The following is a 24157-nucleotide window of genomic DNA, read 5'->3' on the forward strand; positions in this document are numbered from 1 at the left end:
GAAATTATTCTTGAGATTCGGCTTTTGGTTTTTCACGTAAGCGAATACCCAAATCACGCAGTTGAGTTGATTCAACTGGTGCAGGTGCTTGAGTCAATGGACATTCAGCAGTTTTGGTTTTCGGGAATGCAATCACATCACGGATTGAAGATGCACCAGTCATCAACATCACCAGACGATCCAGACCGAATGCCAAACCACCATGCGGAGGCGCACCGAATTTAAGCGCATTTAGCAAGAAGCTGAATTTCTCTTCTGCCTCTTCTTCAGAAATACCCAGCGCTTCAAAGATCGCTTTTTGCATTTCTAAAGTATAAATACGCAGTGAACCACCACCGATTTCAGTACCATTCAATACCATGTCATAAGCAACAGACAATGCTTCGCCTGGATTATTCTTCACATCTTCAACGCTTGATTTAGGAAGCGTGAACGGATGGTGAACAGAAGTCCATTTGCCATCATCAGTTTCTTCGAACATTGGGAAGTCAACTACCCAAAGCGGAGCCCATTCGCAAGTTGCAAGGTTCATATCATGACCAATTTTCACACGAAGTGCGCCCATTGCATCATTCACAACTTTGGCTTTGTCTGCACCGAAGAATACGATGTCGCCATTTTCAGCACCAACACGTTTCAACAGATCCAGCACGATTGGCTCGATGAATTTAACGATAGGTGATTGAAGACCTTCAATACCTTTCTCAAGTTCATTGACCTTGATGTAAGCCAGACCTTTCGCACCGTAAATACCAACGAATTTAGTATATTCATCGATTGCGCTACGTGGCAGTGAGCCCGCACCTGGAACGCGAAGCGCAACGATACGGCCTTTAGGATCTTTAGCAGGACCTGCGAATACTTTGAACTCGACGTCTTGCATCAAGTCTGCAACGTCAACAAGTTTCAAAGGAATACGTAAGTCTGGTTTGTCAGAAGCATAGTCACGCATTGCTTCTGAATAAGGCATACGTTGGAATTTGTCGAATTTGATGCCAAGAAGTTCGTCGAACATCTTAACAGTCATGCCTTCCATCAAATCCATAATATCGTCATCGCTCATGAACGATGTTTCGATGTCGATTTGAGTGAATTCAGGCTGACGATCCGCACGTAAATCTTCGTCACGGAAACATTTAGCGATCTGGTAGTAACGATCTACACCACCTACCATCAACAACTGTTTGAACAGCTGTGGTGATTGTGGAAGCGCATAGAAGCTACCATTAGATACACGGCTTGGAACTAAGTAGTCACGCGCACCTTCAGGGGTCGCACGAGTCAAGATCGGAGTTTCAACGTCTAGGAAACCGTGATCGTCTAAATAGTTACGGATCAGGTTGGTCACTTTAGAACGGAAACGTAAACGATCGATCATTTCAGGACGACGGATGTCCAGGAAACGATATTTCAAACGAATTTCTTCAGAAATGCTTGTGTTTTCGTCATTTAATGGGAATGGAGGAGTTTCAGACTGAGCAAGAACTTCAATTTCTTTACCCAATACTTCGATTTGACCACTCACCATGTTGGCATTTTCAGTACCCGCATAACGGCGACGTACACGGCCTGTAATTTTTAATACGTATTCAGAACGTGCTTTATCTGCTGTTGCAAACGCTTCAGGTGTATCTGGGTCGATAACCACTTGAACAAGACCGTCACGGTCACGCATGTCAAGGAAAATGACACCACCGTGGTCACGGCGACGGTGTACCCAACCGCATAATGTTACGGTCTGGTCAATTTGAGCTTCGGTTAAAGAACCGCAGTAATGAGTTCGCATCATAGCGTTAAAAATCCAACTATATGGGTTAAGGAAGCGTATACGTAAACAGCGTACCGCCTTTAGCAAAGGTAGGATTATGCCTCTTTGGGCATGTTGTCACAAGAACTTGAGGCAAAAACAGTATCATTTTAAAGTGAATAAGCAGGAAGTGAGAGATTTTCCTAGCCCATACGCCGATCACGATCCAGAAATAAAAATAGCAGACAGCCCAGACTAAAGGTGATTAAAAAGCCCTGGCTAAATTCATTGATAGAGCGGCCGGTAAAATAATACAGATCAGATCGCCAGACCTCATCCGGAATGTAGCGCATATAGTCCCATGTCGAAAATAAACCTGTGAGCGTAGATAGACCGAATAGACCCCAGCAAAATAGGAGGATCTTGTGACTGACGCTTAGATATTGCCGGTGAGTTTTATAGTAATGCAGACTCATCCACAGAATAAAAGGTAGAGCTAGGGCAGAAGTCCCGATCTGTAAAATCCGGTGTAGGGGATAAGTTCGCCCTAAAATTTGATACTGCTGGCTGAGAATGTCATAAAAGGCAAAGGTTCGAAAATCCACATGGGTGAGACCATCCCAAATAATATGGGTTGCTGTCCCAATCATCACTGCAATACACATAGCGCAAATAAATCTGAATGCTGAAAATAGATTATGAATATTTAAATCATGTTGTATGCCAATAAAACGATAAATCACTGGCCGGTAAATCAGGTACCAGACCGCACAAAAAATAAGACCAATCCATAAATCAGGGTGAATCAGCGAAGACCATAAATGAGTAATATTAGAATTCTTATGGGTAAAAAGACGGTACAGATCAGGAACCATACTGCCAATCGCTAGCGCAGCAACAGGTAGCCGATTGCCAGTTAAATATGAAATAGGTGGAGCCAGTACAGCATGTGATAAAGTAAAGGGCATAAAAAATAGTGTTTTACTACAATGAAAAATATTCAAATGACATTCTAATAAAATATTCAGCTCATTATCGTAAAGGATTGCAAAAGCAATGAAATGTTATATTATAACACTATCCGAAATTGCTGAATTTGAGCTTGGGTCATGTCCTTTTCTAAGAATCTAATAACACTCTCAATTTTTGCTGTAGTTGCGCCTACAGTATTTGCTGAACAGTCATCTTCTTCTATTCCTGTACAAACCATGGATACCATTCAGGTACAAGCTCATCCATTGGTACAGACTGCGGCAGATTTTGCAGTTGCTGATCTAATGGTGGACCAGAAAGCTTTATCTGAACGTGCGACGACTATTGGTGATGCGCTGGCAGATGAACTTGGGGTGTATTCAAATCAGTATGGAACCGGAGCGAGCCGTCCGGTAATTCGAGGCCAGGATGGTCCACGTGTCAAAGTTTTGCAGCATGCCTCCGAAACGGCTGATGTATCTACTCTATCTCCTGACCATGCAGTGACAGTCGATCCGATTCTAGCCAAACAGGTCGAAGTGATTCGTGGCCCATCAACTTTGCTTTATAGCGCGGGAACCGTCGGTGGTCTGGTCAATGTCACTGACCAGAAAATCCCAACCCAAATGCCAGAAGATGGTCTGGAAGGGACTGCTGGACTACGTTACAACTCGGGCAGTGATGAAAAACTGGCAAGTGCAGGCGTGACTGCTGCAGTCGGTGAAAATTTTGCCCTGCGTGTAGAAGGCACTAAACACAAAGCCAATGACTATATTGCGCCTGATTATGTAGTAGAAGAACCTCATGGCGATCATTCACATTTTCACAAAGAACGTCGTGTAGGTAATACCTTTGCTGAAGGCCAGACCGTGAATATTGGTGGATCATGGATTCATGATCGTGGTTTCGTTGGCCTGTCTTATAGCAACCGTCAGGATGAATATGGCTTGCCGGGGCATAGTCATGAATATCATGGCTGTGTATTGCATGGTGATCATTTCCATGGCTGTCCAAAGCCGGGTGTTGCCGCAGAACATGAAGAAGAGCATGGCGGACCATGGGTAGATCTGAAATCTGAACGTTATGAAGTACGTACTGAACTGGAACAGCCTTTTGCCGGTTTTGACAAGTTACGTGCCCATGCCAGTTTTACCGATTATGAGCATGATGAGCTGGAAGAAAATGAAGTCATCAGTAATTTCAAAAGCAAAGGCTACGATGGCCGTCTAGAACTAGTCCATGTTCCGGTTGCTGGTTGGGAGGGCGTAATTGGCACCCAATATAGCCAGCAGAAAATCAATCTGGCTGCTACAGAACATGATCATCATGAAGATGGTGACGAGGATGATGAAGAACATCATGTCCATGGTTCAAGCGTGGTCATGCCAGATACCAAAACTGAAAAATACAGTCTGTTTGCTTTAGAGCATAAACAACTCGGCGATGTGCATGTCGAATTGGGTGCACGTGTTGATCATCAAAAAGTACAGGTTGAATCTGAACAGAAAAATTATTCAGGCACGGGCGTCTCTGCTTCTGCTGCTGCGAATTGGGAATTTGCCCCGAACTATAAGTTATCCATTGTAGGTTCACATCAGCAACGTTTACCACTGGCACAAGAGTTGTATGCCAATGGCCTGCATTTTGCCACCAATACCTATGAAGTCGGTAATCCTGATCTGGAAAAAGAAAGCTCGAATAACCTGGAACTAGGTTTCGAATATGAAGGTGATAAGCTGGATTATCATGCGCATATTTACCATAACTGGTTTGATGACTATATCTACGGCGCGACTACGGCGAGAAATGGAAATTTGCGTGGGGTAGAATATACCCAAGATAAAGCCCGTTTCTATGGGGCTGAAGCAGAAGCTACTTATGCATTAAATGACACATACAAGTTAGGTGTGTTCGGTGATTATGTACGCGGCAAAATTGAGGGTGAAAATGCACCACGTATTCCAGCAGGCCGCTTAGGGACCAAGGTTGAAGCAGACTTTGCCGATGGCTGGTCAGGAATGGCAGAGTATTATCATGTCTTTAATCAGGACAAAACGGCCAGTTATGAAGATGAAACCCAAGGCTATAACATGGTCAATGTCGGCCTAAGCTACACCAATAGCATTGCTGATAAAAATGCCTATCGGGTTTATTTTAAAGCCAATAACCTGCTCGATGATCAGGTCTATTCACATAGTTCATTCCTGTCGAATATTCCGCAAGTCGGACGTAATTTCACAGTCGGCGTACAATATGATTTCTAGGATTCAGTTGAAATAACTGACCGAATCCAAGTACTGTCACTGAAATAGACTTGAAAAATCATCAGATTAAACCTAGCCTGAGTATATTGGGTTAGGTTTTTTCTTATGCGTATCTTTCAACGAATTCACAATAAACTGAACTGGTCAAACCGCCGTTATGCGGCCTTGATCATTGGTGTGCTGATGGCCAGTTATCTGGCTTCAGCAATTTATCATACTTATAAACCCTTACCTGAAGGGCTGAATTACACGGGTAAGCTGCGCCATGCACAGGTGAAATTTCTGGTCGATCAGACTTATCTGGATGCACAGGGCAAGCAACAACTGGATCATCAGATTTTTAATGAAATGCTGAAGATGATTGAAGAGGCAAAATCCCTGATCGTGCTGGATATGTTCCTGTTTAATCAGCAGACCGGTGCCTCTAAACAGGAACATCAGGCACTCAGCAAACAGCTTACAGATGCTTTACTTAACAAGCGATTAATGCAGCCTGAAGTGGAAATCAAATTTATTACCGATCCGATTAATTCTGTCTACGGTGGAATTACAGCACAGCATTATCGTGAACTGCGTCAGGCGGGAGTAGATGTAATCGAAACCAATCTGACACCGCTGCGTGCTTCTAATCCAAGCTGGTCAGGTTTCTGGTATCTGTGCTGTCAGGGGATTGGCAATAATCCGGAAAAAGGCTGGTTGCCGAATCCGTTTGGTCCAGAAAAAGTGACCTTACGCAGTTATTTCGACCTGTTTAATTTCAAAGCCAATCATCGTAAAACACTGGTCGTCGATACAGATCAGGGCTGGAAAGCACTGGTTACCTCAATGAACCCACATGATGGCAGTTCACGGCACTCCAATATTGGTCTACTGGTCTGGGGCAGAACAGCGATTGATATTCTTGCGACAGAACAGGCGGTCGGGATCATGTCTCAAGCCAATATGCCGGCTGTGATTGCAGGTGAGTTTGAAGCAGAAAAAAAACAGCCTCAAGTTCAGGTGCTGACTGAAAAAGCCATTTATGAGGGGGTTCTAAAGCTGCTTGAAACGGCGAAAGCAGATGAGCAGATTGATCTGGCCATGTTCTATCTGTCAGAACGTAAGATTGTGAAAGGGTTGATTGCAGCGCATGAGCGCGGAGTGAAACTTCGGATTTTACTTGATCCAAATAAAGATGCATTTGGTCGTGAAAAAAATGGCATTCCTAACCGGCAGGTGGCTTCAGAACTGCATAAAGCTGGTATTCCGGTACGCTGGTGTAATACTCAAGGCGAGCAATGTCATAATAAAATTCTGATGAAATATGGTGCCCAGCAATCTGAAATGATTTTAGGTTCCGCCAATTTCACGGCACGTAACCTAAAAAATTATAATCTGGAGACCAATCTGCGTGTGGTGGGACAACCTCAGGCGGAAGTCTTTAGCGATGCGCAGCAGTATTTCAATACGGCCTGGTCTAATTTGAATGGCCGTTCCATGAGCGTGGACTATGCTCAATATGCTGAAGAGTCATTCTGGAAATACTGGTTATACCGTTTTATGGAATGGAGTGGTTGGTCGACGTTTTGATTGGCCTCTCCCTAGCCCTCTCCTGAAAGGAGAGGGAACTCCTTCTCCCTATGGGAGAAGGTTGGGATGAGGGGAGTTATTTTTCTGGATTCGGCGGAACCAGTTGATCCAGTTCTTTATCTGTCAGCTCATCCAGTTCAGAAATATCAGTTTTGATTTTCCATTGTGCTTCATCATCCACCGGATTTGGTAAACGCGCCTCTAGCCAGTCACATACTACATCTGGTGGGAAGTCAGCATGATTGCACTGGATCACCCAAGACAGGAAATCTTTGGCTATACCATTCATATAAGGCGGTGGAGAAACTGGAAGAAACTGAGTCGGCAGGCGCTCATTTTTAGAAATATAGTTCAGAACATGACCCAGTTCCTGTACAGTTTGCCATGCTAAAGGATGATCAACGTTGATCTGAAATTTAAACCACCAGGCCTGTTTCCCATCTGAGCCATAGCTATCAATCAGTCCTTTTTGAACACTGGGTACCTTGCAAAAATATTCATATAAACGATCGAAATTTAAATCAGACACAGTATGCAACTCAAAGCATTAAAAAAGTGATATTAGCATACGCACTTCAGCGCTCATCACGCAAGCCTGTTAAAGTCATGGAATCAATTACAAAACTTTGCAGCAGCAGGGAATTTATCCATATTTTCTGCATGGATTTTGGTTAAAATATGGGCACAAACTTTTGGAGGACGCACTTATGAAAATATTAGCTTCAGGTGCATTGCTGGCTTCATTCCTGTTCGGTATTGCAGTGCCCGCTTGGGCGGATAATGCCTGGGTAGGCTACACAGGTGTTGATCGTTCTAAACCTCAACATCGTCCTCCATCACGTCCTCATTATGCACCGCAGCCCCCTCATTCGCAGCGGCCTTATTCTCCGCAACGTCCGTCCCATGGCGGCTATTATCCTCCTGCGCAGAGCCAAAGCGGGTTCAATATCCAGTATCAGGCACCGACCACGATTTACCATAATTCCAATAGCTATAGCTGGGTCAATGGTGATCCGAATGTAGCCCACATTGAAAGTTCGAGATATACAGTGATTACTGACTGGCAGCGTTTGGGATTACCTGCACCACCACGCGGAAGTTACTGGATTTATGAAAATGGACGTTATGTGTTGATGAATAACCGTTAAAAGAAATTCCCTCTCTTGTTATGAGAGGTGATTAATTACCCTCTTGCGAAGCAGTGCTTCTCACCTTTTGCAAAGGGGGGACTTTTCTATGACTATGCCAACTCATCATCTTCAGGACGTGGAGTTTTACCTTCTGGTAATGGCTTTTCGCTATGCTTGTCGCGAATAACGGATGGATAGGTCCAGGACGCATAACGGACCACCAGAATGGCAAAAGCCAAAATCAGAATCGAACCGGTAATAATAACCTGATCCATGCTGGCTTTGTGTGTATGCTGAATATCAGAAATCAGTAAACGGGTCAGGGCAGTAATCGCAATATAAATCAGGAACCGAACCGGCATATGATTGGTCTTGAAATAGATGCCGACCATGGCACCAAGTTCCAGATAGATAAACAGCAAAAGAATATCATCAATGGTGGCAAACTGTTTGACGGTCAAAATGTCAAATACGGTATGACCTGCGGACCAGATCACCATACAGCCAATAATGAACAGCGCAAGATAATGGAAACTTTCAACGGCAAGGTTGCCAAAACGGTCGAGGAGAGTTTCTATTCTTTTTACTTTAGACTCAGATTTACTCATGTTCTCCTCCAGATTTTTCATGTGAAATAACATATGAACAGGAAAGAACTAGCAAAGATCATGCACAAAAAGAGAAAAATAAAATAAAAGTGAAATTATTCGAACTTTTGCACTTTTTTTGCACTAACTTGTTATATTGTATGAGAACTACATTGAATAAATAGGAGAAAAAAATGTTGGACAAAATTCAAACAAAAATTAGTCAATTAGAAGCAGGAAAAAAATTAATCCTGGGCACGGGGATCAAGGCTGAAGAGATGCAGAAGGTACTTGAACTGTGTGAATCTTTAGAGTCGCAAGGGGGAATTAAAATAGTGAATAAGCATTTCAATCCTAAAATAACGACGCAACCAGATACGATCTTGATTGAAAAAGTATAGTGCATAAAAAGCCCTGCAGATGCAGGGCTTTTTATATGGATTCACGTCAAGATTAAGCTTGAGTCGTGAAGTAATCTTCAGAGAAATTCATCACTACTTCGCAACCAGCTTTCACTTTAGTGATACGCAGTGCAAGTTCAGGCAAGATGCGTTGCGTGAAGTAACGCGCAAGCGCAAGTTTGTTTTGGTAGAACTCGCCATCTTTGTCTTTTGCAGCATTGGCAATACGTGCAAACATATAAGAGAAGCTCAATAGGCCTACTGCGTGTAGATAATCAACCGCTGCAGCATTCGGGAATTCTGCATTTTCGCCAGCAGCTTCAAGCACAAACTGAGTCAATGATTCTACTTCAGTAGCTGCATCTAAAGTTGCATCTTTAATGAAGTTCAGGTCTGCATCTAACTGGTTCGCAAAGTCGCGGATTTCTTCGATGTATTCACCGATGTACGCACCGCCACATTTAATGGTTTTACGGCCGATTAAATCTTGTGACTGAACGCCATTGGTTCCTTCGTAAATCTGTGAGATACGCAGGTCACGGATACACTGTTCCATACCCCATTCACGGATATAACCATGTCCACCAAAGACCATTTGTGCATCTAGGGTTGCTTGGAATGCAGTATCCGTCAGGTAAGCTTTCGCAATTGGTGTCAACAGTGCCACACGGTCATTGGCTTTTTTTACGGCTTCAGGATCAGTCGAGAACTTAGTAATATCCAGTTGCTGACCGACATACACCGCAAATGCACGAGATGCTTCGTTGTTCGCACGAACATTCAGCAACATACGACGTACATCACCATGTACTAAAATGCTGTCTGCCGGTTTAGCTGGTGATTGAGCACCAAGGGCACTACGACCCTGTAAACGATCTGTCGCATATTGCGCAGCATTTTGATAAGCAAATTCTGAAGCACCTAGGCCCTGGATGCCCATAGACAGACGTTCGTAGTTCATCATCACGAACATGGCGGCCAGACCTTCATTTTCTTTGCCCACCAGGTAACCTTTGGCACCATCAAAGTTCATTACACATGTTGCAGAGGCCTTGATCCCCATTTTGTGTTCGATTGAACCAGGACCAACTGGATTACGTTCACCAATTGAACCATCTTCATTGACCAGGAACTTTGGTACAATGAACAGGGAAATACCGCGAGAGCCGGCAGGCGCATCAGGTGTTTTTGCCAGCACCAGGTGAATAATGTTTTCAGCAAGATCGTGGTCACCACCCGTGATAAAGATTTTGGTACCGGTAATGCTATACGTGCCATCTTCATTACGTTCAGCTTTGGTTTTGATAATACCCAGATCAGTACCGGCATGTGGCTCAGTTAAGCACATGGTGCCTGACCATTCACCAGAATAGATTTTAGGAAGATAGGTTTCTTTTTGCTCTTGAGATGCATAGCTGTTTAAAGCCATACCTGCACCCACAGAAAGAAGCGGGTAGAGCATGAAAGATGGGTTGGTTGCAAACAGCATTTCATCAGAAAGTACGGTAAGCATTTTCGGCATTTCCTGGCCGCCCCATTCTGCATCGGCACCCAGACCGATCCAGCCACCTTCAGCATATTGTTTGAATGCTTCTTTAAAGCCAGCAGGTGTGGTGACATTGCCATTTTCATATTTTGCGCCTTCTTCATCACCGGTACGGTTCAGAGGAAGCATGACGTTTTGCGCAAACTTCGCCATTTCTTCAAGAATGGCTTCTGCTGTGGCAGTATCCAAGTGGGCAAGATTTTCATTCGCCTGCCAGAACTGTTCTGCATTGAAAACATCATTCAGGATGAATTTCATGTCAGCAAGTGGCGCGTTATAAATTGGCATAGTATGTCACCTGTTTTATTGTTTAATTGGATTGTTTTGGCTCAGTCTAAAGCATTAAAAATCTGAATGTTAGACGACTAAAGGTTAATTCTGTAACTCTTTATAAAGAAAAAGGACTGCCTGAAGATGGCCGTCCTTTTTCTTATTATGCATTTAAAACTGCATCAGCTTAGAATGCGAAATGTTCAGCATCTAAAGACATAAGCGGTTCTACACCAGTTGCAATCACGTCAACGTGTGAACGAACACGTGGCAGGATTTTCTTGAAGTAGAAGCGTGCAGTCGTCAATTTAGCATTGTAGAAGTCTGCATCAGTGGTACCTGCAGCAAGAGTCTCTTGAGCAACCAGTGCCATACGAGCCCACAGGTAAGCCAGTGTTACATAACCAGAGAAGTACAGGTAATCTACTGCAGCTGCACCCACTTCTTCAGGGTTTTGCATCGCACGCATACCAATCTGCATGGTCAGGTCACCCCATTCTTTGTTCAATGCCGCAAGCGGTTCAACAAATTCTTTCATTGCAGAATTGTCTTTGTTCGCTTCCGCAAATTTGTGGATGATCTTAGTGAAGTCTTTCAACATCGCACCTTGAGTACCCAGTACTTTACGGCCTAACAGATCCAGTGCTTGAATCTCAGTCGTACCTTCGTACAGGCAGGCAATACGTGTATCACGTACGATTTGTTCCATGCCATGCTCAGAGATAAAGCCGTGACCACCGAAGACTTGAACACCATGTTTCGCAGCTTCTGAACCAGTTTCAGTCAGGAATGCTTTTGCGATTGGAGTTAATAGCGACAGGATATTGTCAGCGAACTTGCGCTCTTCTTCAGAAGTACCTTGTTCAACCACATCAGCATATTGAGCCAACAGGTAAACCAGTGCACGACCACCTTCAGCAAATGCTTTTTGAGTTAAAAGCATGTTACGTACAGCTGGATGAACAATAATTGGATCAGCTTCTTTTTCAGGTGCTTTAGGACCCGAAAGAGAACGCATTGCCAGACGGTCTTTAGCATAAGTTAAAGCGCCTTGGAACGCCGCTTCAGATGCAGACAGACCTTGTACAGCAGTACCGATACGTGCAGTGTTCATGAAGGTGAACATGCAGTTCAGACCACGGTTTTCAGGACCGATCAGGAAGCCTTTGGCGTTATCGAAGTTGATGACACAAGTTGCGTTACCATGGATCCCCATTTTGTGTTCGATTGAACCACAACGTACGCCGTTACGCTCACCGATTGAACCGTCAGCATTCAGGTTGAATTTTGGTACGATGAACAGAGAAATACCTTTAGTACCTTTAGGCGCGCCAGGCAGACGAGCAAGTACGATATGAATAATGTTCTCTGCCATGTCGTGTTCACCAGCAGAGATAAAGATTTTCTCGCCAGAGATTGCATAGCTACCATCAGCTTGTGGTTCAGCTTTAGTGCGGATGATGCCGAGGTCAGAACCTGCATGAGATTCAGTTAGACACATGGTACCTGTCCATTCACCTGAAACCAGTTTAGGCAGGTAAGCGTCTTTTTGTTCTTGAGAACCGTGGTGTTCTAAAGTACGAACTGCACCATGAGACAGACCAGGGTACATACCCCATGCCCAGTTCGCAGTACCCACCATTTCAGAAAGAGTGATACCTAAAGAATTTGGTAAGCCTTGACCGCCGTATTGCTCTTCAGCAGAAAGAGAAGGGAAGCCTAGCTCGATGTATTTTTGGTAAGCTTCTTTAAAGCCAGTCGGTGTCGTTACAACGCCGTCATTCCAGGTACAACCTTCACGGTCGCCGACCTGATTTAGAGGAGATAATTCATTTTCACAGAAGTCAGCTGCAGCTTCTAGGTACTGATCAACCAACTCACGGCTTACGTTTTCTTGAAACGCAGGAAGTTTTGCGTAATGTTCTTCAGCATTTAATAATTCGTGTAGAACGAATTGCATGTCACGTAAGGGCGCTTTGTATTGTGGCATATCGGTTTCCTCAATACTGGTTTAGACCAGCGTTATCATCCTAAATTAATTGAAACGTGCCTTCAGTGACACGTATTGCTATGAATCTAATCGTGCAACATCTTGCCCGGCCATACAAGCTTTCAGGCGGCCTTCTTGGTGACTATAAAGTCAAAGATTAATCTGCACAGAACAGTAAACATGTTGACTGCAAAGACTTTTGTAGAAATTAGCAGAACATGAATGGTCAAAAGAGGACTGAGGAGTCAGCTATAAAAAAAAGGCACCCGAAGGTGCCTGAATTTGAAGGAATAAGAAACGTAGAAGAAGATTAAGATGCAGCTTTAGTCATCTTAATGGGTGCATTCGGCTGGAAGTGCACGATACATTGACCATCAATAGTTTGAGTACCCGCTTTCACTTGAACGGCCTTGCCGTGGGTTTGACCTTTACAAGCGTTGGCAAACGCAGTTTGTAGAGCCTGACGTTCTGATAAACGCTGATCATACTGTTTAACCATTTCTGCACGTTGACTATCCGTTAATGCTTCTCCACGGTTCATACCACCTCGGAATTCACCACGCATTGGACGATGTTCACCGCGCATACTACGGAATTCACCACGTTGACCTGTGATGCCTTTATGGTCAGGTTTGAAAGAAATCTTGCATTGCCCATCAATGGTTTTATCACCCGCCTTGATTTGGACTGCACTACCTACAGCTTTACCGTCACAGGCCTGTTGAATCTGTTTATGCAATTGCATGCGTTCTGCACGAGCGGCTTTGAATTGTTCGCGTTGCTCTGGAGTGAGACGATGCTGTTTTTGACCTTCATGATGTTTCATCATACGAGAATGATCTTTCTGCTCATTCACGTTGCTCGTAGATTGACAGGCGGTCAATGCACCCATCGATAAAACACTGGCACTGATTAAGGTGATTTTTGTCATTGCTTTCATGTTTTTACCCCATTCAAGAGCTGATTCTTTTTGATGAGTAAAGATTAAATAATAAAGATGAAGAAACAATGGAGAGTTTTTTAAGTCTGTGTTCGCTACAATAATGAATATAGAGAAGAAAAACTGAGATTTTTACTTTGAAGATTCGCCGTATTCCGATTGCATTACGTCTGTTTTTGACTGTTTTATTGACTACTCTGGTAATTACCACGGTGAGTCTGGGCGTATTGCATCTGAATATGCAGCGCAACTTTACCCGCTATGTTGCAGATGTAGAAATGCAGAAGCTGGATCATGTGATCGAGAATCTGGCTGATGTCTATACGGTATATGAAGACTGGGGTAACGCTATTCAGGCGCAGATTCTGCAAATTGAAGGTGAAGCTGCACCGGATGATTATGACCGTTTATCGCGCTGGTGGTTGCGCCGTCAGTATGATATTGCCTTACAGCAGCGTTACTTTCAGGAGCAAACTTTAGCCACTGTAGCGCCTTCAAGTATGGTTGAACCAAATCTGACACCGCGTTCAGTGAATGAAGAAGAATTGCGTATTCTGGCATCTAACCTGCCTTCACAATTCCAGCCCTTTGAAGGTTTAAGATTTCCACTTAGTTCCAATCAGAACCTGTTTAGAACCGACCGTAAAGACAATAATGGCGGTCAACAGCCAGTTCAGCAGCCTACCGGCAAGAAGCAGTTTATTCAGATGCCAGACCGTCTGGGTCTAAGTTCACGCTTATCACTCTATGATGCCAAACGTCGTTTTGTAGTAGGTGAAGCATCTGATGAGCAGATTTCCTATCGTCCGATTATGGTCGAAAACCAGGTGGTCGGTTATCTCGGTTTGAAACCGGTTTTAGACCAAGATGATGCTTTAAGTATTAATTTCTTTAGTAATCAGAAACGTTACCTATTTTTAGTTTATGGTTTAAGTATTCTAGCCAGTCTGATTGCTGCATTATTACTGGCAACTTATTTTAAAAAACCGATTCAGCGTTTGTTGAACGGAACACGTGAATTGACTCGCGGTAATTATCAACATCAAGTGAAAGTGAAACGTAATGATGAGCTGGGTGATCTGTCTAATGAGCTGAATCAATTGGCAGTGATTCTGGATCAGCATGAAACTTCACGCCGTCAGTGGGTAGCAGATACTTCACATGAGCTGAAAACTCCGCTGGCAGTCTTGCAGGCACAGATTGAAGCGATGCAGGATGGAATCCGTAAACCGACACCAGAGCATTTTGCGTCGATGTTGGCACAGGTAACCAGCCTGAAAAAACTGACTCAGGACTTGGCAGCTCTAGCGCAGGCTGATGCCCAGCAATTACAGTTTTACTATGCAACTGTAAATCCATGGGATGTGGTGCAGCAGGAATTAATGAACTTCCAGCCTAAATTTGAACAGGCTGATCTGAAAGTGACTATTGAAGGTGACGGTGCTGAAGTCGAGCTGGATCTGGACCGTTTCAAGCAGATTGTAGCTAACCTGCTTAGCAACAGTATCCGTTATACAGAAGCCGGTGGTCAGGTACATATCCATACCGAACAGAATGAGAAAGAATGGACTTTATATGTCGATGACAGTCCATTCGGTTTGACTGATGAGCAGCTGGCCCGCATTGGTGAGCGTTTCTATCGTGTTGATGATTCGCGTACCCGTGCCACCGGTGGGACAGGCTTGGGTCTGGCCTTATCTTGTAAAATTACTCAGGCTATGGGTGGTAGCTTAAGCTTTGCACATTCACCATTAGGTGGTTTACGATGCAAACTGAGCTTTCCTAAACAAATGAAACCATAAAGGAAAATATATTCATGAAACATATTATGCTGGTTGAAGACGAAGTCGAACTTGCCCTGTTGGTGCGAGATTATCTAGAGGCTGCTGGTTTTGAAGTCAGCGTGTTTCATGATGGGCAAGAAGCATATAACAGTTTTACCCAGCGTAAACCGAGCCTGATGATCCTGGACTTGATGGTGCCGCGTATGGATGGTCTGACCATTTGCCGTAAAGTACGTGAGCAATCAGACTTGCCGATCATTATGGTGACTGCGCGTACTGAAGAAATTGACCGTGTACTTGGCCTGAATATGGGCGCGGATGACTATATCTGTAAACCATTTAGTCCAAAAGAACTGGTTGCCCGTGTACAAGCCGTATTACGCCGTTTAGACCGTAAAGCTGAGCCGGAAAGCAATGATTTATTCCGTATGGATAAATCACAACAGCGTATCTGGTATCAGCAAAAAGCCTTGAACCTGACCCCGACTGAATTCCGTTTGCTGGAGCTGTTCCTAGAGCATGTCGGCCAGGTGTATTCACGAGCACAATTACTAGATCATATCAATCCAGACAGTTTTGATGTGGCAGACCGTGTGATTGATAGTCATATCAAAAATTTGCGCCGTAAAATTTCAGATGCTGCGGAAACCGGAAACCGTCATGAGTGGATTCAGGCCGTTTATGGGGTAGGTTACCGTTTTGAATATCCTGAAGACTGATATTCGAATTCGTTAAAGAAAAGCGGATAGACTTCTTGGTTTGTTCGCTTTTTTATTTCTGAAAATGATCAATATAAGAGAGCCAAAATAATGAAAATCATCATTCGGGATGAACGGCTAGAAGATATTCTAGCCATTGCTAAATTGACCCGAGCGGCTTTTCAAAATACTGACCATTCAAGTCATACTGAACAATTTATTGTCAATGCTTTGCGCACGCATGGGCAGTTAACGATTTCTCTAGTTGCGATTGAAAATAATCAGCTGGTTGGCCATGTGGCTATTTCACCTGTCACTATCTCTTCAGGTGAAACTGGCTGGTACGGTCTTGGCCCAATTTCGGTATTACCTGCAAAACAAGGACAGGGAATCGGCACTTTACTTATACGGGTAGCTTTAGATCGCCTGCAACAGTTGGGGGCTCAAGGATGTGTAGTGCTCGGTGATCCTCAATATTATGGTCGTTTCGGGTTTAAGGCTTTTCCAGAACTTTACCTCAAGGATGTTCCATCAGAATATTTTCAAGTCATTGCATTTAATGGATCTATTCCACAGGGAGAAGCGGTTTACCATGAGGCGTTTAATGCGACACAATAATTCATCAAAAAAGAGCTATTTCTATTGAAAAGTTATGGAGTTTTGAAATGTAAAATAGCTTTTAACTAGTATCTATTATGAAATCAATTATTTATATTTCTTTTTATCTGAGTAGATACAAAAAATAAAAGTTTAATAATTAATAACTTAAATTTATGTATTGGTTGATTAGTTGGAGACCCGCTACAATTCGGTTTTTTATTCATCATGAGAGCGTGTCTTGGAGAGTGAAACACCGCAACTACAGCGCCGTTTAAAGAACCGTCATATCCAGCTGATTGCTATGGGCGGGGCCATTGGAACCGGATTATTCTTGGGGTCCGCACAGATTATTCAGTCCGCAGGACCTTCCATTATTCTGGGCTATTTGATTGGTGGTTTGATTGCATTCCTGATTATGCGCCAGTTAGGTGAGATGATTGTGCATGAGCCTGTGACTGGTTCATTCAGTTATTTTGCATTTAAATACTGGGGTAAATTTCCAGGCTTTTTAACCGGCTGGAATTACTGGATTTTATATATTCTGGTCGCAATGACAGAGCTGACCGCCATTGGCAAATATATCAATTACTGGTGGCCACATATTCCAGCCTGGGTATCTGTACTCATTTTCTTTTTGGCGGTAACCCTTGCCAACCTAGCCAATGTCAAAATTTATGGTGAGTCTGAGTTCTGGCTATCGATGATTAAAGTCTTTGCCATCATTGCAATGATTATCTTTGGCATATATTTGCTCCTCACTGCTGATGCAACCTCAACTGCTTCGATCAGCAATTTATGGATTCATGGTGGATTTTTTCCGAATGGCTTTGATGGGCTGTTTTATATGCTCGCCTTTATGATGTTTGCCTTTGGCGGCATTGAGCTGATTAGTATGGCAGCGGCAGAAACCGAAAATCCTGATAAGAACATTCCACGTGCTGTAAATCAAACTGTGATTCGGGTATTTTTATTTTATATCTGCTCGCTTGCCGTATTACTTTCACTCGTACCATGGAATCAGCTGAATTTAGGCGATTTAGATCATAGTCCATTTGTAATGATTTTCAGCCAGATGGGGATTGAATGGGCTGCACATTTACTGAATTTCATTATTTTAACTGCTTCACTTTCAGTCTGTAATAGTGGCATGTATGCCAATAGCCGTATGTTGATGGGGCTGGCTCAACAAGGAAATGCACCGCAATTATTTAAGAGCGTGAATAAATGTGGTGTGCCTGTGGCTGCGGTATTGTTCTCAGCATTTCTGATCTTTGGCTGTGTGATCCTGAATTACTTTATGCCTGAAAAAGCATTGAGTTACCTGATTTATATTGTGGTAGCAGCTGCGGTATTGAACTGGATGATGATCAGTTTGATTCATTTGAAATTTAGACAAGCCATCAAACGAAAGGGGATTCAAACCAGATTCCCAGCGATCGTTGCGCCGTTTAGTAACTATTTTGTTTTAGCTTTTATGCTGATGATTTTATACATCATGTGGACGCAAGGCTTTATGTTGTCAGTGTTGATGTTGCCGGTGTGGATTGCGGTGTTGTTTGGCGTGTTTAAGTTGGTGAAGAAAGAGGCTTAAACTAGCAAATGGACTCGGATGAGTCCATTTTCATATGTATACATCTAAGCATTACTTTAATTTATGGTGAATGACTTCTTTAAACTCAGCCATAGTTTCACATTGATCAAAAATTTTAAAATATTCTAAAGCAACATTTCTAGCTTGATTAGAAATACGACTAAAATGTGCTGGGTGAGGGACTCTTAGAATTAAAATCTCGTCGTTCCAAATTTTCATGCTGAATTTATCAATAGGTTCTTTTAATAACAATCGATCATTTGAAGTAAGGTGTAATTTTTCCTCTAATTTAGGGAAATTATTGTGGTACTGCCCAACAAAAAAAATAACACGTGGTTGAGTATCTTTGATTTGCTGGGATAAATTTAGAATAGACAATTCTTGAAGATACAAGAAAATATCCTTATATGTTTTATTTTTACTTAAAGTATTGAATGAGGCTTTTTTATAGTCAAATAAATAAAAATTTAGCCATTGAATAGGTTCTTGATGATTTTGAATTTTAATTTTTTTTAGAAATTGTAAAAAACTACTATGCTTAGGTGATTGAGAGTAAAGCTCTTGATGACGACGAACACTATTTTGAATCACAGTGTCGAAATTAATATCTTCATTTAAAAAGTTACTTAATCGACTTTGCCAACCTTTTGTTTCTTGACCAACCAGCAACACCTTATTCTTTGATGAATAAAAATTTTCATCCAAGAATGGAATAAATGGATAACTTAAATGATGTAAACATTCTTTTTGTTCTGTCGGGATTTCAATTAATTTTGATCTTAAATCAATTAATGTGCTGTGTTGGTTAATCATAGTTTGAGTGATTTTTAACATCTTAATATTATTTGATTTAATCACGTTATCTTATGATTGAACAAGATAATTGTAATGGATGAGAGGCCATTTTATAAGGTTGAAGTTCCAGACTTATTTTTCTAATGTTCGTAATAAGTCAATTCGTACTTTTTCTGCTTTCTTTAATTTCAATATTACTAATTCATAAGAATTCTGTACTAGATCCTCAACCAGAGATTCATCCAGTTCATTATCTTCATACACTGAAATCCAGTGTTGTTTATTCATATGCCAGCCAGCATGGATATAAGAATAAATATCTCGCAGCATAGCAGCATGATCAGGCGCTACTTTTAAATTAATGACAGCTTTGCCTTGAAGATAAAACTGAAGCATAAAGACTTTATCTAGCACTTTGAATACATCACAACCTTCACCGAAAGGCTGAGTCACAGTGACTTCAGGTAAACTTATCGCTATCTGTGTTGAGATTTGATGTAGGGTCATAAGTTGTGAATAAACTGAAATAAAACTGTGGATAATGCTTAAATTATCCACAGTTTTTGGTCGTCTTATGAATAAATTAAGATGAACAACTCACCATGACTTCAGGCACATCACTCGGCAATGGTCCTAGATCTTCAGGGTGTTCCAGATCTGGCTGTTTTAAATAAGGCTGACTTAATAATTTAAACAGGCGATCGACTTCGGAAAAGTCATCCCGCTCAGCTAGTTCAATGGCTTTCTGTGCCATATGATTGCGCAGGATATAGTGTGAATTGACGAGTTGCATGGCGGCATCTAATTCTCCAGTATCCTGATGTTCGCGGATCGCTTCATATTGAGTCAGGAATGCTTCAAACTGACGGCGATCCAAACAATCATCCTTGATTGCTTCATATTCATGATTCTGCAGGCGAATAAAGCTTTGCGTATAGTCGAGTTGCTCGCTTTGCAAGATTCTGAGAAAAGCCATGGCGCAGTCAAAGCTGTCTTTGTGAAAACTCGGTAAGCCCATTTTCTGGTTTAGGCCATGCTTATAATGTTCCAGGAAGGTCGGTTCATAATGTTCCAGACATTGGGCCAGATCCTGTTTCCATTGTTCTTCATCATAGTTTTCAGGACATAATGGAATCAGGTTATTCAGCCACATCCACAAGTTCCAGTGGCCGATGCTTGGTTGCTGCTGATAAGTATAGCGACCCTGATAATCCGAGTGGTTATTAATCCAGTTGGGACGGAAACGCTCCATAAACCCATACGGGCCAAAGTCTAGCGTTGAACCGGTAATATTCAGGTTGTCGGTGTTCATGACACCATGTGCAAATCCAACCAGTTGCCATTTGGCAATCATCACTGCTGTGCGCTGAATGACTTGAGTGGCAAATGCCAGAATAGGCTGTTCTGCTTGCAGACATTGCGGATAATGCCATTCCATACATTTTTGTGTGAATACAGGCAATAGGTCTGGCTGATACTGATTGATCCATTCAAAATGTCCAAACCGGATATGACAGTCAGACGTCCGTAATAGCATTGCACCCGGTTCCAGTTTTTCACGCTGTACACCTTGAGCGGAAGAGGTAAAACCAACCGCATTACTGGACTCTACACCTAGTGCATTTAAGGCGTGTCCGGCTAGGTATTCCCGAATCACCGAGCGTAACACTGCACGACCATCTCCCATACGTGAATAAGGCGTTGCACCAGCACCTTTTAAATGCAGATCAATGGTCTGATGATCTTTATCCAGAATCTGAGCGATCAATAAACCACGTCCATCACCCAGTTGTCCTGCCCATTGTCCAAACTGATGGCCAGCATACACCATGGCCAAAGGTTCAAACTCGGCAAAGGTTTTTTGACCACTACAGATTTCGACCCATTGTGCTTTATCTTCCTCAGACCATTGCAGATGCTCAGCAAGCGCAGCATTAAAATGTCCCACTTTAGCACCTTTTAAAGGCAGTGGGGGCTGATGATGGTAAAGGCGAGGAGGGAGAGTTTGATATCGAGAATTAAAATACATAGCAGTCAAAATATTTAGGCAATAAAAGCAATATAACAAAGATCTCTGTTTAAAACTGTTGTAAAAGGAAAGTATAAGTAAGACAGACAAAAATAAAAAAAGCCCCTGATTTCAGGAGCTTTTTTGAGAATTCAAATCTTATTGAGAGACAGGCGCTTTTTTCAAATTACGTACTAACAGATTCAGTGTTTCACGATGATGAGAAAGACGCTGTTCAACCAGCTGGAATTCAACTTTAAGCTTGTCATCCATCTGGTGAATCTTTTCTGCCACAGCAGCCTTTTTCACCTGAATTTCCTGTTCTTTCAGTTTGGCCCAGTCATTCAATGTTTGAGTAAAGGCTTCATATTCCTGAGCGATTTTACTTTTCACATTGATAATGTCTTCATTGACATTATGGCCGTATACCGCCAGATCCTGCTCGGCATATTTAAACTTCATTGCCAGTTCAGCTTTTTTGATATTAAAGCTTGGAATACGGCGCAGATTTTTAGCCAGACCCAGTTTAGAGCAAGTCCAGATTAACCATTTAGTTGGGTCATATTGCCACCATTTTACGCCATTACGGTAATCGTACTGGAAGATGTGATGGTAGTTATGATAACCCTCACCCCAAGTTGCAATTGCTAACCAGAAGTTGTCACGTGCAGTGTTTTCATCCGTATAAGGACGTGAACCCCACATATGGCACAGTGAGTTAATGAAGAAGGTCACGTGATGGCTCAGGATTAAACGAACCAGACCACCCAATAATAATACACCCCAGACATCGCCTACAGCCCAGCCGATTGGCAAGAGAATCGCAGCGTGTACTGCAATTACTAAAGGCACATAGTATTTGTGCTGGAACATAACGACTTTGTCGTTTTGCAGGTCTGGTGCATTCTTGTAGTTTGGTTCTGCAGCAGGATAGTCACGCAGCATCCAGCCCAGGTGTGCATACCAGAAGCCGTTATTAATTGAATATGGGTCTTTTTCCACGTCATCGACATGACGGTGATGGGTACGGTGACCTGAACCCCAGTACAGAATACTGTTCTGCACGGCAAAGGTACCCATGATCATTAAAATGATTTTTAAAGGTAAAGTCGCTTCATAAGCACGATGTGCCCAAAGACGATGATAGCCCGCTGTAATCCCCAGGCTGCTAACGCCGAGCAAAACAAACATACTGATCCAAGCGGCAAGGCTAAAATCATGGTGATACGCATATAACGGAATCGCGATAACAGCTACAATGGGTAAAACTACCAGAGCAAACACAGCGACCCAGTTAATTGGGGCTTGAGGTAGGGGAGCATTCATCTCCAACAGCACTCCTGGAACCTGGGAAGGTATAACAAAAAGCAGAGGCCGCTATTGTTTATTTTAACAGCGGTTAAGTCATTCATATTAGCACGCCCCCTAGGGCATCACTAGCATTATTGTACGGTTGTATTGTACTTATCGGTAACAGAATAAGTAGGATGAAAACTACCATTCTCGCAGGCTAGATAGGCCCTGATTTCCGAGTAAATCACTGAGATTTTTGAAGCTTTTAATCAAATTTATTTTCTTAAAATGAGTTAAGTGAATGTTCATTTTTTCTACTAGATTGCAGAGAAATAAATTTGTAAGCAAACCCGTAACCCAAAGTTAAACAAGATTACAGACAGGCATTCTTCTTTAAATTATTTTTCAAGGCTTAAAGAAAAATAATCTATATAAAGAATCTTGCATTTTGGGTCATTTAAAGATGTTGCATCATTAACTTCGGATAATCGGTAATGAGACCCTGAATACCCCAGTCGCGTAATTCTTTGGCACGATTAACATCATTTACGGTCCAGACGCTGATGGTGAGTTCGGCAGCTTGTGTGGCCTGAATAATATCTTTGCTGGCCAGTTCATTCATCCAGCCAATCTGACAACAGCCAAGTTCTAAAGCTTGATCAATCGCCTGATATTTCACATCTGTTTCAATCAGAAGGCCGCGTTTTAAACTGGAATTTTGCTGTTGCAAAGCCTGATGGATTTTAGGATCAAAACTGGTAATCACGACTGACTGCTCATAACCCTGTAACTGCTGTTCAAGCTCAAGCGTGATTTTTTCAGCATCGGCCTGGCTCGCTACACTTTTGACTTCAACTTCAATATGGTCAAAGTTATGAATCACGGTTAAGGTCTGATCCAGCATAGGAGTGGCTTCGACCTTGTTCCATTCTGACCATTTTACTGCGTGATTATATTGACTGAGATCCTGACGGCTACATTCGTAGAGGGGCTTTTGCAAACCGGTAGTGCGTACAAAATTATCATCATGCATGATGATCAGGGCATTGTCTTTAAGCTGGCGTACGTCAAATTCGACTGCGCGAATCCCGATATCCTGAATATATTGAAAACCGCCTAGTGTATTTTCAGGTGCTTCCCCACGCGCACCGCGATGTCCAATTATGCGCATGCTGCGATAACCTGAAGAAGTGAAGATGAAAACATAATGATGAAGAGTTGTGACAGGAGTATTGCAATATTCTGCGCCTGAAACACTTTGTTGCAAATACTGTTGGCGCAGAATTTTCCGTGCAATTTAATACATTTTAGCGGATTTATTGATCAATGGTTTCGTTGATATTTTTTTGCCATAACACCTCAGAACCACCTTCAACACGTTGCAAGGTGCGTGAAGCCACAAACAGCCAGTCAGATAGGCGATTTAATAGCTGCAGGGAAGTCGCCTGAATATTCTGGTCGCGTGAGTGAACTGACATCACGCTGCGCTCTGCACGACGGCACACGGCACGGGCTTGATGAGCAAAACTGCAAACTAAAGTACCCGCAGGCAAAATAAAATCTTTCAGCATCGGCAAAGCTTCATTCATACGATCGATGTCATTTTCCAGAAAATCAATCGAGACTGGTTGAACCAGGTTAAAGCCAGGGATACACACTTCACCACCCAGATCAAACAACCAGTGCTGGATCAGGCTTAAAGATTTATCCCAAGTCGCTTTATCCTGAATGCTGCTTGCCGCGATTTGTGCGCGTAAAACCCCAATGATGGCATTTAGCTCGTCCACATCACCGAGCGCGGCAATACGCAAGTCATCTTTGGCTACACGTGAACCATCACCCAGACCTGTGGTGCCTGAATCGCCTGTGCGGGTGTAAATTTTACTTAAACGGTGGCCCATTTGAATTCCTTAATTTTTTAAATGCTGAATATAAAAAGAATCATGCCATAGGCATGACATGATTCTCAAAA

21 protein-coding genes are annotated in these 24157 nt (G+C 42.7%); 8 read left to right on the forward strand and 13 right to left on the reverse strand.

Annotated elements, in window-relative coordinates; translation table 11 throughout:
* Window positions 1–4: 4 nt before the first annotated feature.
* Both aspS and FTU72_RS03825 read right to left on the reverse strand, forming a co-directional pair.
* Window positions 5–1789 (reverse strand): aspartate--tRNA ligase, encoded by a 1785-nt coding sequence (gene aspS, locus FTU72_RS03820; RefSeq protein ID WP_034704264.1) that lies wholly within the window; start codon window positions 1787–1789, stop codon window positions 5–7.
* Between the two features lie 161 nt (window positions 1790–1950).
* Window positions 1951–2715 carry a DUF4184 family protein gene (locus FTU72_RS03825; protein ID WP_180052471.1) on the reverse strand — a complete coding sequence of 255 codons (765 nt, stop codon included), beginning with the start codon at window positions 2713–2715 and terminating at the stop codon, window positions 1951–1953.
* Between the two features lie 141 nt (window positions 2716–2856).
* Between FTU72_RS03825 and znuD the strand changes: the two genes are divergently transcribed.
* Both znuD and FTU72_RS03835 read left to right on the forward strand, forming a co-directional pair.
* Window positions 2857–4983 (forward strand): zinc piracy TonB-dependent receptor ZnuD, encoded by a 2127-nt coding sequence (gene znuD / locus FTU72_RS03830; RefSeq protein WP_180052472.1) that lies wholly within the window; start codon window positions 2857–2859, stop codon window positions 4981–4983.
* Window positions 4984–5088: 105 nt separating this feature from the next.
* A complete protein-coding gene (locus FTU72_RS03835; RefSeq protein WP_180052473.1) occupies window positions 5089–6552 on the forward strand; it encodes a phospholipase D family protein in 1464 nt (487 codons plus the stop codon).
* Window positions 6553–6628: 76 nt separating this feature from the next.
* On the opposite strand, the gene FTU72_RS03840 is transcribed toward FTU72_RS03835, so the two are convergent.
* Window positions 6629–7081 (reverse strand): hypothetical protein, encoded by a 453-nt coding sequence (locus FTU72_RS03840; RefSeq protein ID WP_180052474.1) that lies wholly within the window; start codon window positions 7079–7081, stop codon window positions 6629–6631.
* A gap of 178 nt (window positions 7082–7259) precedes the next feature.
* Between FTU72_RS03840 and FTU72_RS03845 the strand changes: the two genes are divergently transcribed.
* Complete coding sequence (locus tag FTU72_RS03845; RefSeq protein WP_180052475.1) at window positions 7260–7700, forward strand: RcnB family protein; 441 nt, start codon at window positions 7260–7262, stop codon at window positions 7698–7700.
* Window positions 7701–7792: 92 nt separating this feature from the next.
* Here the strand turns inward: FTU72_RS03845 and FTU72_RS03850 are convergent, their stop codons facing one another.
* Window positions 7793–8290, reverse strand: a complete 498-nt coding sequence (locus FTU72_RS03850) for a phosphate-starvation-inducible protein PsiE (protein WP_005232065.1) — start codon at window positions 8288–8290, stop codon at window positions 7793–7795.
* 173 nt (window positions 8291–8463) lie between these two features.
* Between FTU72_RS03850 and FTU72_RS03855 the strand changes: the two genes are divergently transcribed.
* On the forward strand, window positions 8464–8670 hold the full coding sequence (locus tag FTU72_RS03855; RefSeq protein ID WP_125279369.1) for a hypothetical protein: 207 nt from the start codon (window positions 8464–8466) through the stop codon (window positions 8668–8670).
* A 52-nt stretch (window positions 8671–8722) separates the two neighbouring features.
* Here the strand turns inward: FTU72_RS03855 and FTU72_RS03860 are convergent, their stop codons facing one another.
* The 3 genes from FTU72_RS03860 to FTU72_RS03870 all read right to left on the reverse strand — a co-directional run bounded on the left by FTU72_RS03860 (window position 8723) and on the right by FTU72_RS03870 (window position 13416).
* A complete protein-coding gene (locus FTU72_RS03860; RefSeq protein ID WP_005232064.1) occupies window positions 8723–10504 on the reverse strand; it encodes an acyl-CoA dehydrogenase C-terminal domain-containing protein in 1782 nt (593 codons plus the stop codon).
* A 169-nt stretch (window positions 10505–10673) separates the two neighbouring features.
* Window positions 10674–12476, reverse strand: coding sequence for an acyl-CoA dehydrogenase C-terminal domain-containing protein (locus tag FTU72_RS03865; RefSeq protein ID WP_159124145.1), 1803 nt, complete (start codon window positions 12474–12476; stop codon window positions 10674–10676).
* A 310-nt stretch (window positions 12477–12786) separates the two neighbouring features.
* A complete protein-coding gene (locus FTU72_RS03870) occupies window positions 12787–13416 on the reverse strand; it encodes a hypothetical protein (protein ID WP_180052476.1) in 630 nt (209 codons plus the stop codon).
* 137 nt (window positions 13417–13553) lie between these two features.
* Here FTU72_RS03870 and baeS point away from each other — a divergent pair, with 137 nt between their 5' ends.
* The 4 genes from baeS to FTU72_RS03890 all read left to right on the forward strand — a co-directional run bounded on the left by baeS (window position 13554) and on the right by FTU72_RS03890 (window position 18089).
* On the forward strand, window positions 13554–15218 hold the full coding sequence (baeS, locus tag FTU72_RS03875; protein ID WP_180052477.1) for a sensor histidine kinase efflux regulator BaeS: 1665 nt from the start codon (window positions 13554–13556) through the stop codon (window positions 15216–15218).
* Between the two features lie 14 nt (window positions 15219–15232).
* A complete protein-coding gene (locus tag FTU72_RS03880) occupies window positions 15233–15919 on the forward strand; it encodes a response regulator (RefSeq protein ID WP_034704234.1) in 687 nt (228 codons plus the stop codon).
* A 90-nt stretch (window positions 15920–16009) separates the two neighbouring features.
* On the forward strand, window positions 16010–16516 hold the full coding sequence (locus tag FTU72_RS03885) for a GNAT family N-acetyltransferase (RefSeq protein ID WP_180052478.1): 507 nt from the start codon (window positions 16010–16012) through the stop codon (window positions 16514–16516).
* A 220-nt stretch (window positions 16517–16736) separates the two neighbouring features.
* A complete protein-coding gene (locus tag FTU72_RS03890) occupies window positions 16737–18089 on the forward strand; it encodes an amino acid permease (RefSeq protein ID WP_180052479.1) in 1353 nt (450 codons plus the stop codon).
* A 51-nt stretch (window positions 18090–18140) separates the two neighbouring features.
* Here the strand turns inward: FTU72_RS03890 and FTU72_RS03895 are convergent, their stop codons facing one another.
* From FTU72_RS03895 to FTU72_RS03920, 6 genes are all read right to left on the reverse strand, one after another.
* On the reverse strand, window positions 18141–18923 hold the full coding sequence (locus tag FTU72_RS03895; protein WP_227607427.1) for a hypothetical protein: 783 nt from the start codon (window positions 18921–18923) through the stop codon (window positions 18141–18143).
* 93 nt (window positions 18924–19016) lie between these two features.
* Entirely contained in the window at window positions 19017–19391 is a 375-nt protein-coding gene (locus tag FTU72_RS03900; RefSeq protein ID WP_179993264.1) for an MmcQ/YjbR family DNA-binding protein, read from the reverse strand.
* Between the two features lie 76 nt (window positions 19392–19467).
* Window positions 19468–20913 carry a YdiU family protein gene (locus FTU72_RS03905; protein ID WP_180052480.1) on the reverse strand — a complete coding sequence of 482 codons (1446 nt, stop codon included), beginning with the start codon at window positions 20911–20913 and terminating at the stop codon, window positions 19468–19470.
* 138 nt (window positions 20914–21051) lie between these two features.
* Window positions 21052–22218: an acyl-CoA desaturase gene (locus tag FTU72_RS03910; protein ID WP_104495369.1), complete on the reverse strand. Its 1167-nt coding sequence runs from the start codon at window positions 22216–22218 to the stop codon at window positions 21052–21054.
* 424 nt (window positions 22219–22642) lie between these two features.
* The gene (locus tag FTU72_RS03915; protein ID WP_104495371.1) at window positions 22643–23356 is read right to left on the reverse strand and encodes a glycerophosphodiester phosphodiesterase; all 714 of its coding nucleotides are present in this window, start codon (window positions 23354–23356) and stop codon (window positions 22643–22645) included.
* 145 nt (window positions 23357–23501) lie between these two features.
* A complete protein-coding gene (locus tag FTU72_RS03920; protein WP_159124153.1) occupies window positions 23502–24086 on the reverse strand; it encodes a cob(I)yrinic acid a,c-diamide adenosyltransferase in 585 nt (194 codons plus the stop codon).
* Window positions 24087–24157 lie beyond the last annotated feature (71 nt).

The organism is Acinetobacter sp. YH12137 (assembly GCF_013418535.1).
Classification (GTDB): domain Bacteria; phylum Pseudomonadota; class Gammaproteobacteria; order Pseudomonadales; family Moraxellaceae; genus Acinetobacter.

Bases quoted from the DNA above. Each gene is read 5' to 3' on its own strand.
- aspS (WP_034704264.1), bottom strand. From the start codon at position 1,789: ATGATGCGAACTCATTACTGCGGTTCTTTAACCGAAGCTCAAATTGAC.
- FTU72_RS03825 (WP_180052471.1), bottom strand. From the start codon at position 2,715: ATGCCCTTTACTTTATCACATGCTGTACTGGCTCCACCTATTTCATAT.
- znuD (WP_180052472.1), top strand. From the start codon at position 2,857: ATGTCCTTTTCTAAGAATCTAATAACACTCTCAATTTTTGCTGTAGTT.
- FTU72_RS03835 (WP_180052473.1), top strand. From the start codon at position 5,089: ATGCGTATCTTTCAACGAATTCACAATAAACTGAACTGGTCAAACCGC.
- FTU72_RS03845 (WP_180052475.1), top strand. From the start codon at position 7,260: ATGAAAATATTAGCTTCAGGTGCATTGCTGGCTTCATTCCTGTTCGGT.
- FTU72_RS03850 (WP_005232065.1), bottom strand. From the start codon at position 8,290: ATGAGTAAATCTGAGTCTAAAGTAAAAAGAATAGAAACTCTCCTCGAC.
- FTU72_RS03855 (WP_125279369.1), top strand. From the start codon at position 8,464: ATGTTGGACAAAATTCAAACAAAAATTAGTCAATTAGAAGCAGGAAAA.
- FTU72_RS03860 (WP_005232064.1), bottom strand. From the start codon at position 10,504: ATGCCAATTTATAACGCGCCACTTGCTGACATGAAATTCATCCTGAAT.
- FTU72_RS03865 (WP_159124145.1), bottom strand. From the start codon at position 12,476: ATGCCACAATACAAAGCGCCCTTACGTGACATGCAATTCGTTCTACAC.
- FTU72_RS03870 (WP_180052476.1), bottom strand. From the start codon at position 13,416: ATGAAAGCAATGACAAAAATCACCTTAATCAGTGCCAGTGTTTTATCG.
- FTU72_RS03880 (WP_034704234.1), top strand. From the start codon at position 15,233: ATGAAACATATTATGCTGGTTGAAGACGAAGTCGAACTTGCCCTGTTG.
- FTU72_RS03885 (WP_180052478.1), top strand. From the start codon at position 16,010: ATGAAAATCATCATTCGGGATGAACGGCTAGAAGATATTCTAGCCATT.
- FTU72_RS03895 (WP_227607427.1), bottom strand. From the start codon at position 18,923: ATGTTAAAAATCACTCAAACTATGATTAACCAACACAGCACATTAATT.
- FTU72_RS03900 (WP_179993264.1), bottom strand. From the start codon at position 19,391: ATGACCCTACATCAAATCTCAACACAGATAGCGATAAGTTTACCTGAA.
- FTU72_RS03905 (WP_180052480.1), bottom strand. From the start codon at position 20,913: ATGTATTTTAATTCTCGATATCAAACTCTCCCTCCTCGCCTTTACCAT.
- FTU72_RS03910 (WP_104495369.1), bottom strand. From the start codon at position 22,218: ATGAATGCTCCCCTACCTCAAGCCCCAATTAACTGGGTCGCTGTGTTT.
- FTU72_RS03915 (WP_104495371.1), bottom strand. From the start codon at position 23,356: ATGCGCATAATTGGACATCGCGGTGCGCGTGGGGAAGCACCTGAAAAT.
- FTU72_RS03920 (WP_159124153.1), bottom strand. From the start codon at position 24,086: ATGGGCCACCGTTTAAGTAAAATTTACACCCGCACAGGCGATTCAGGC.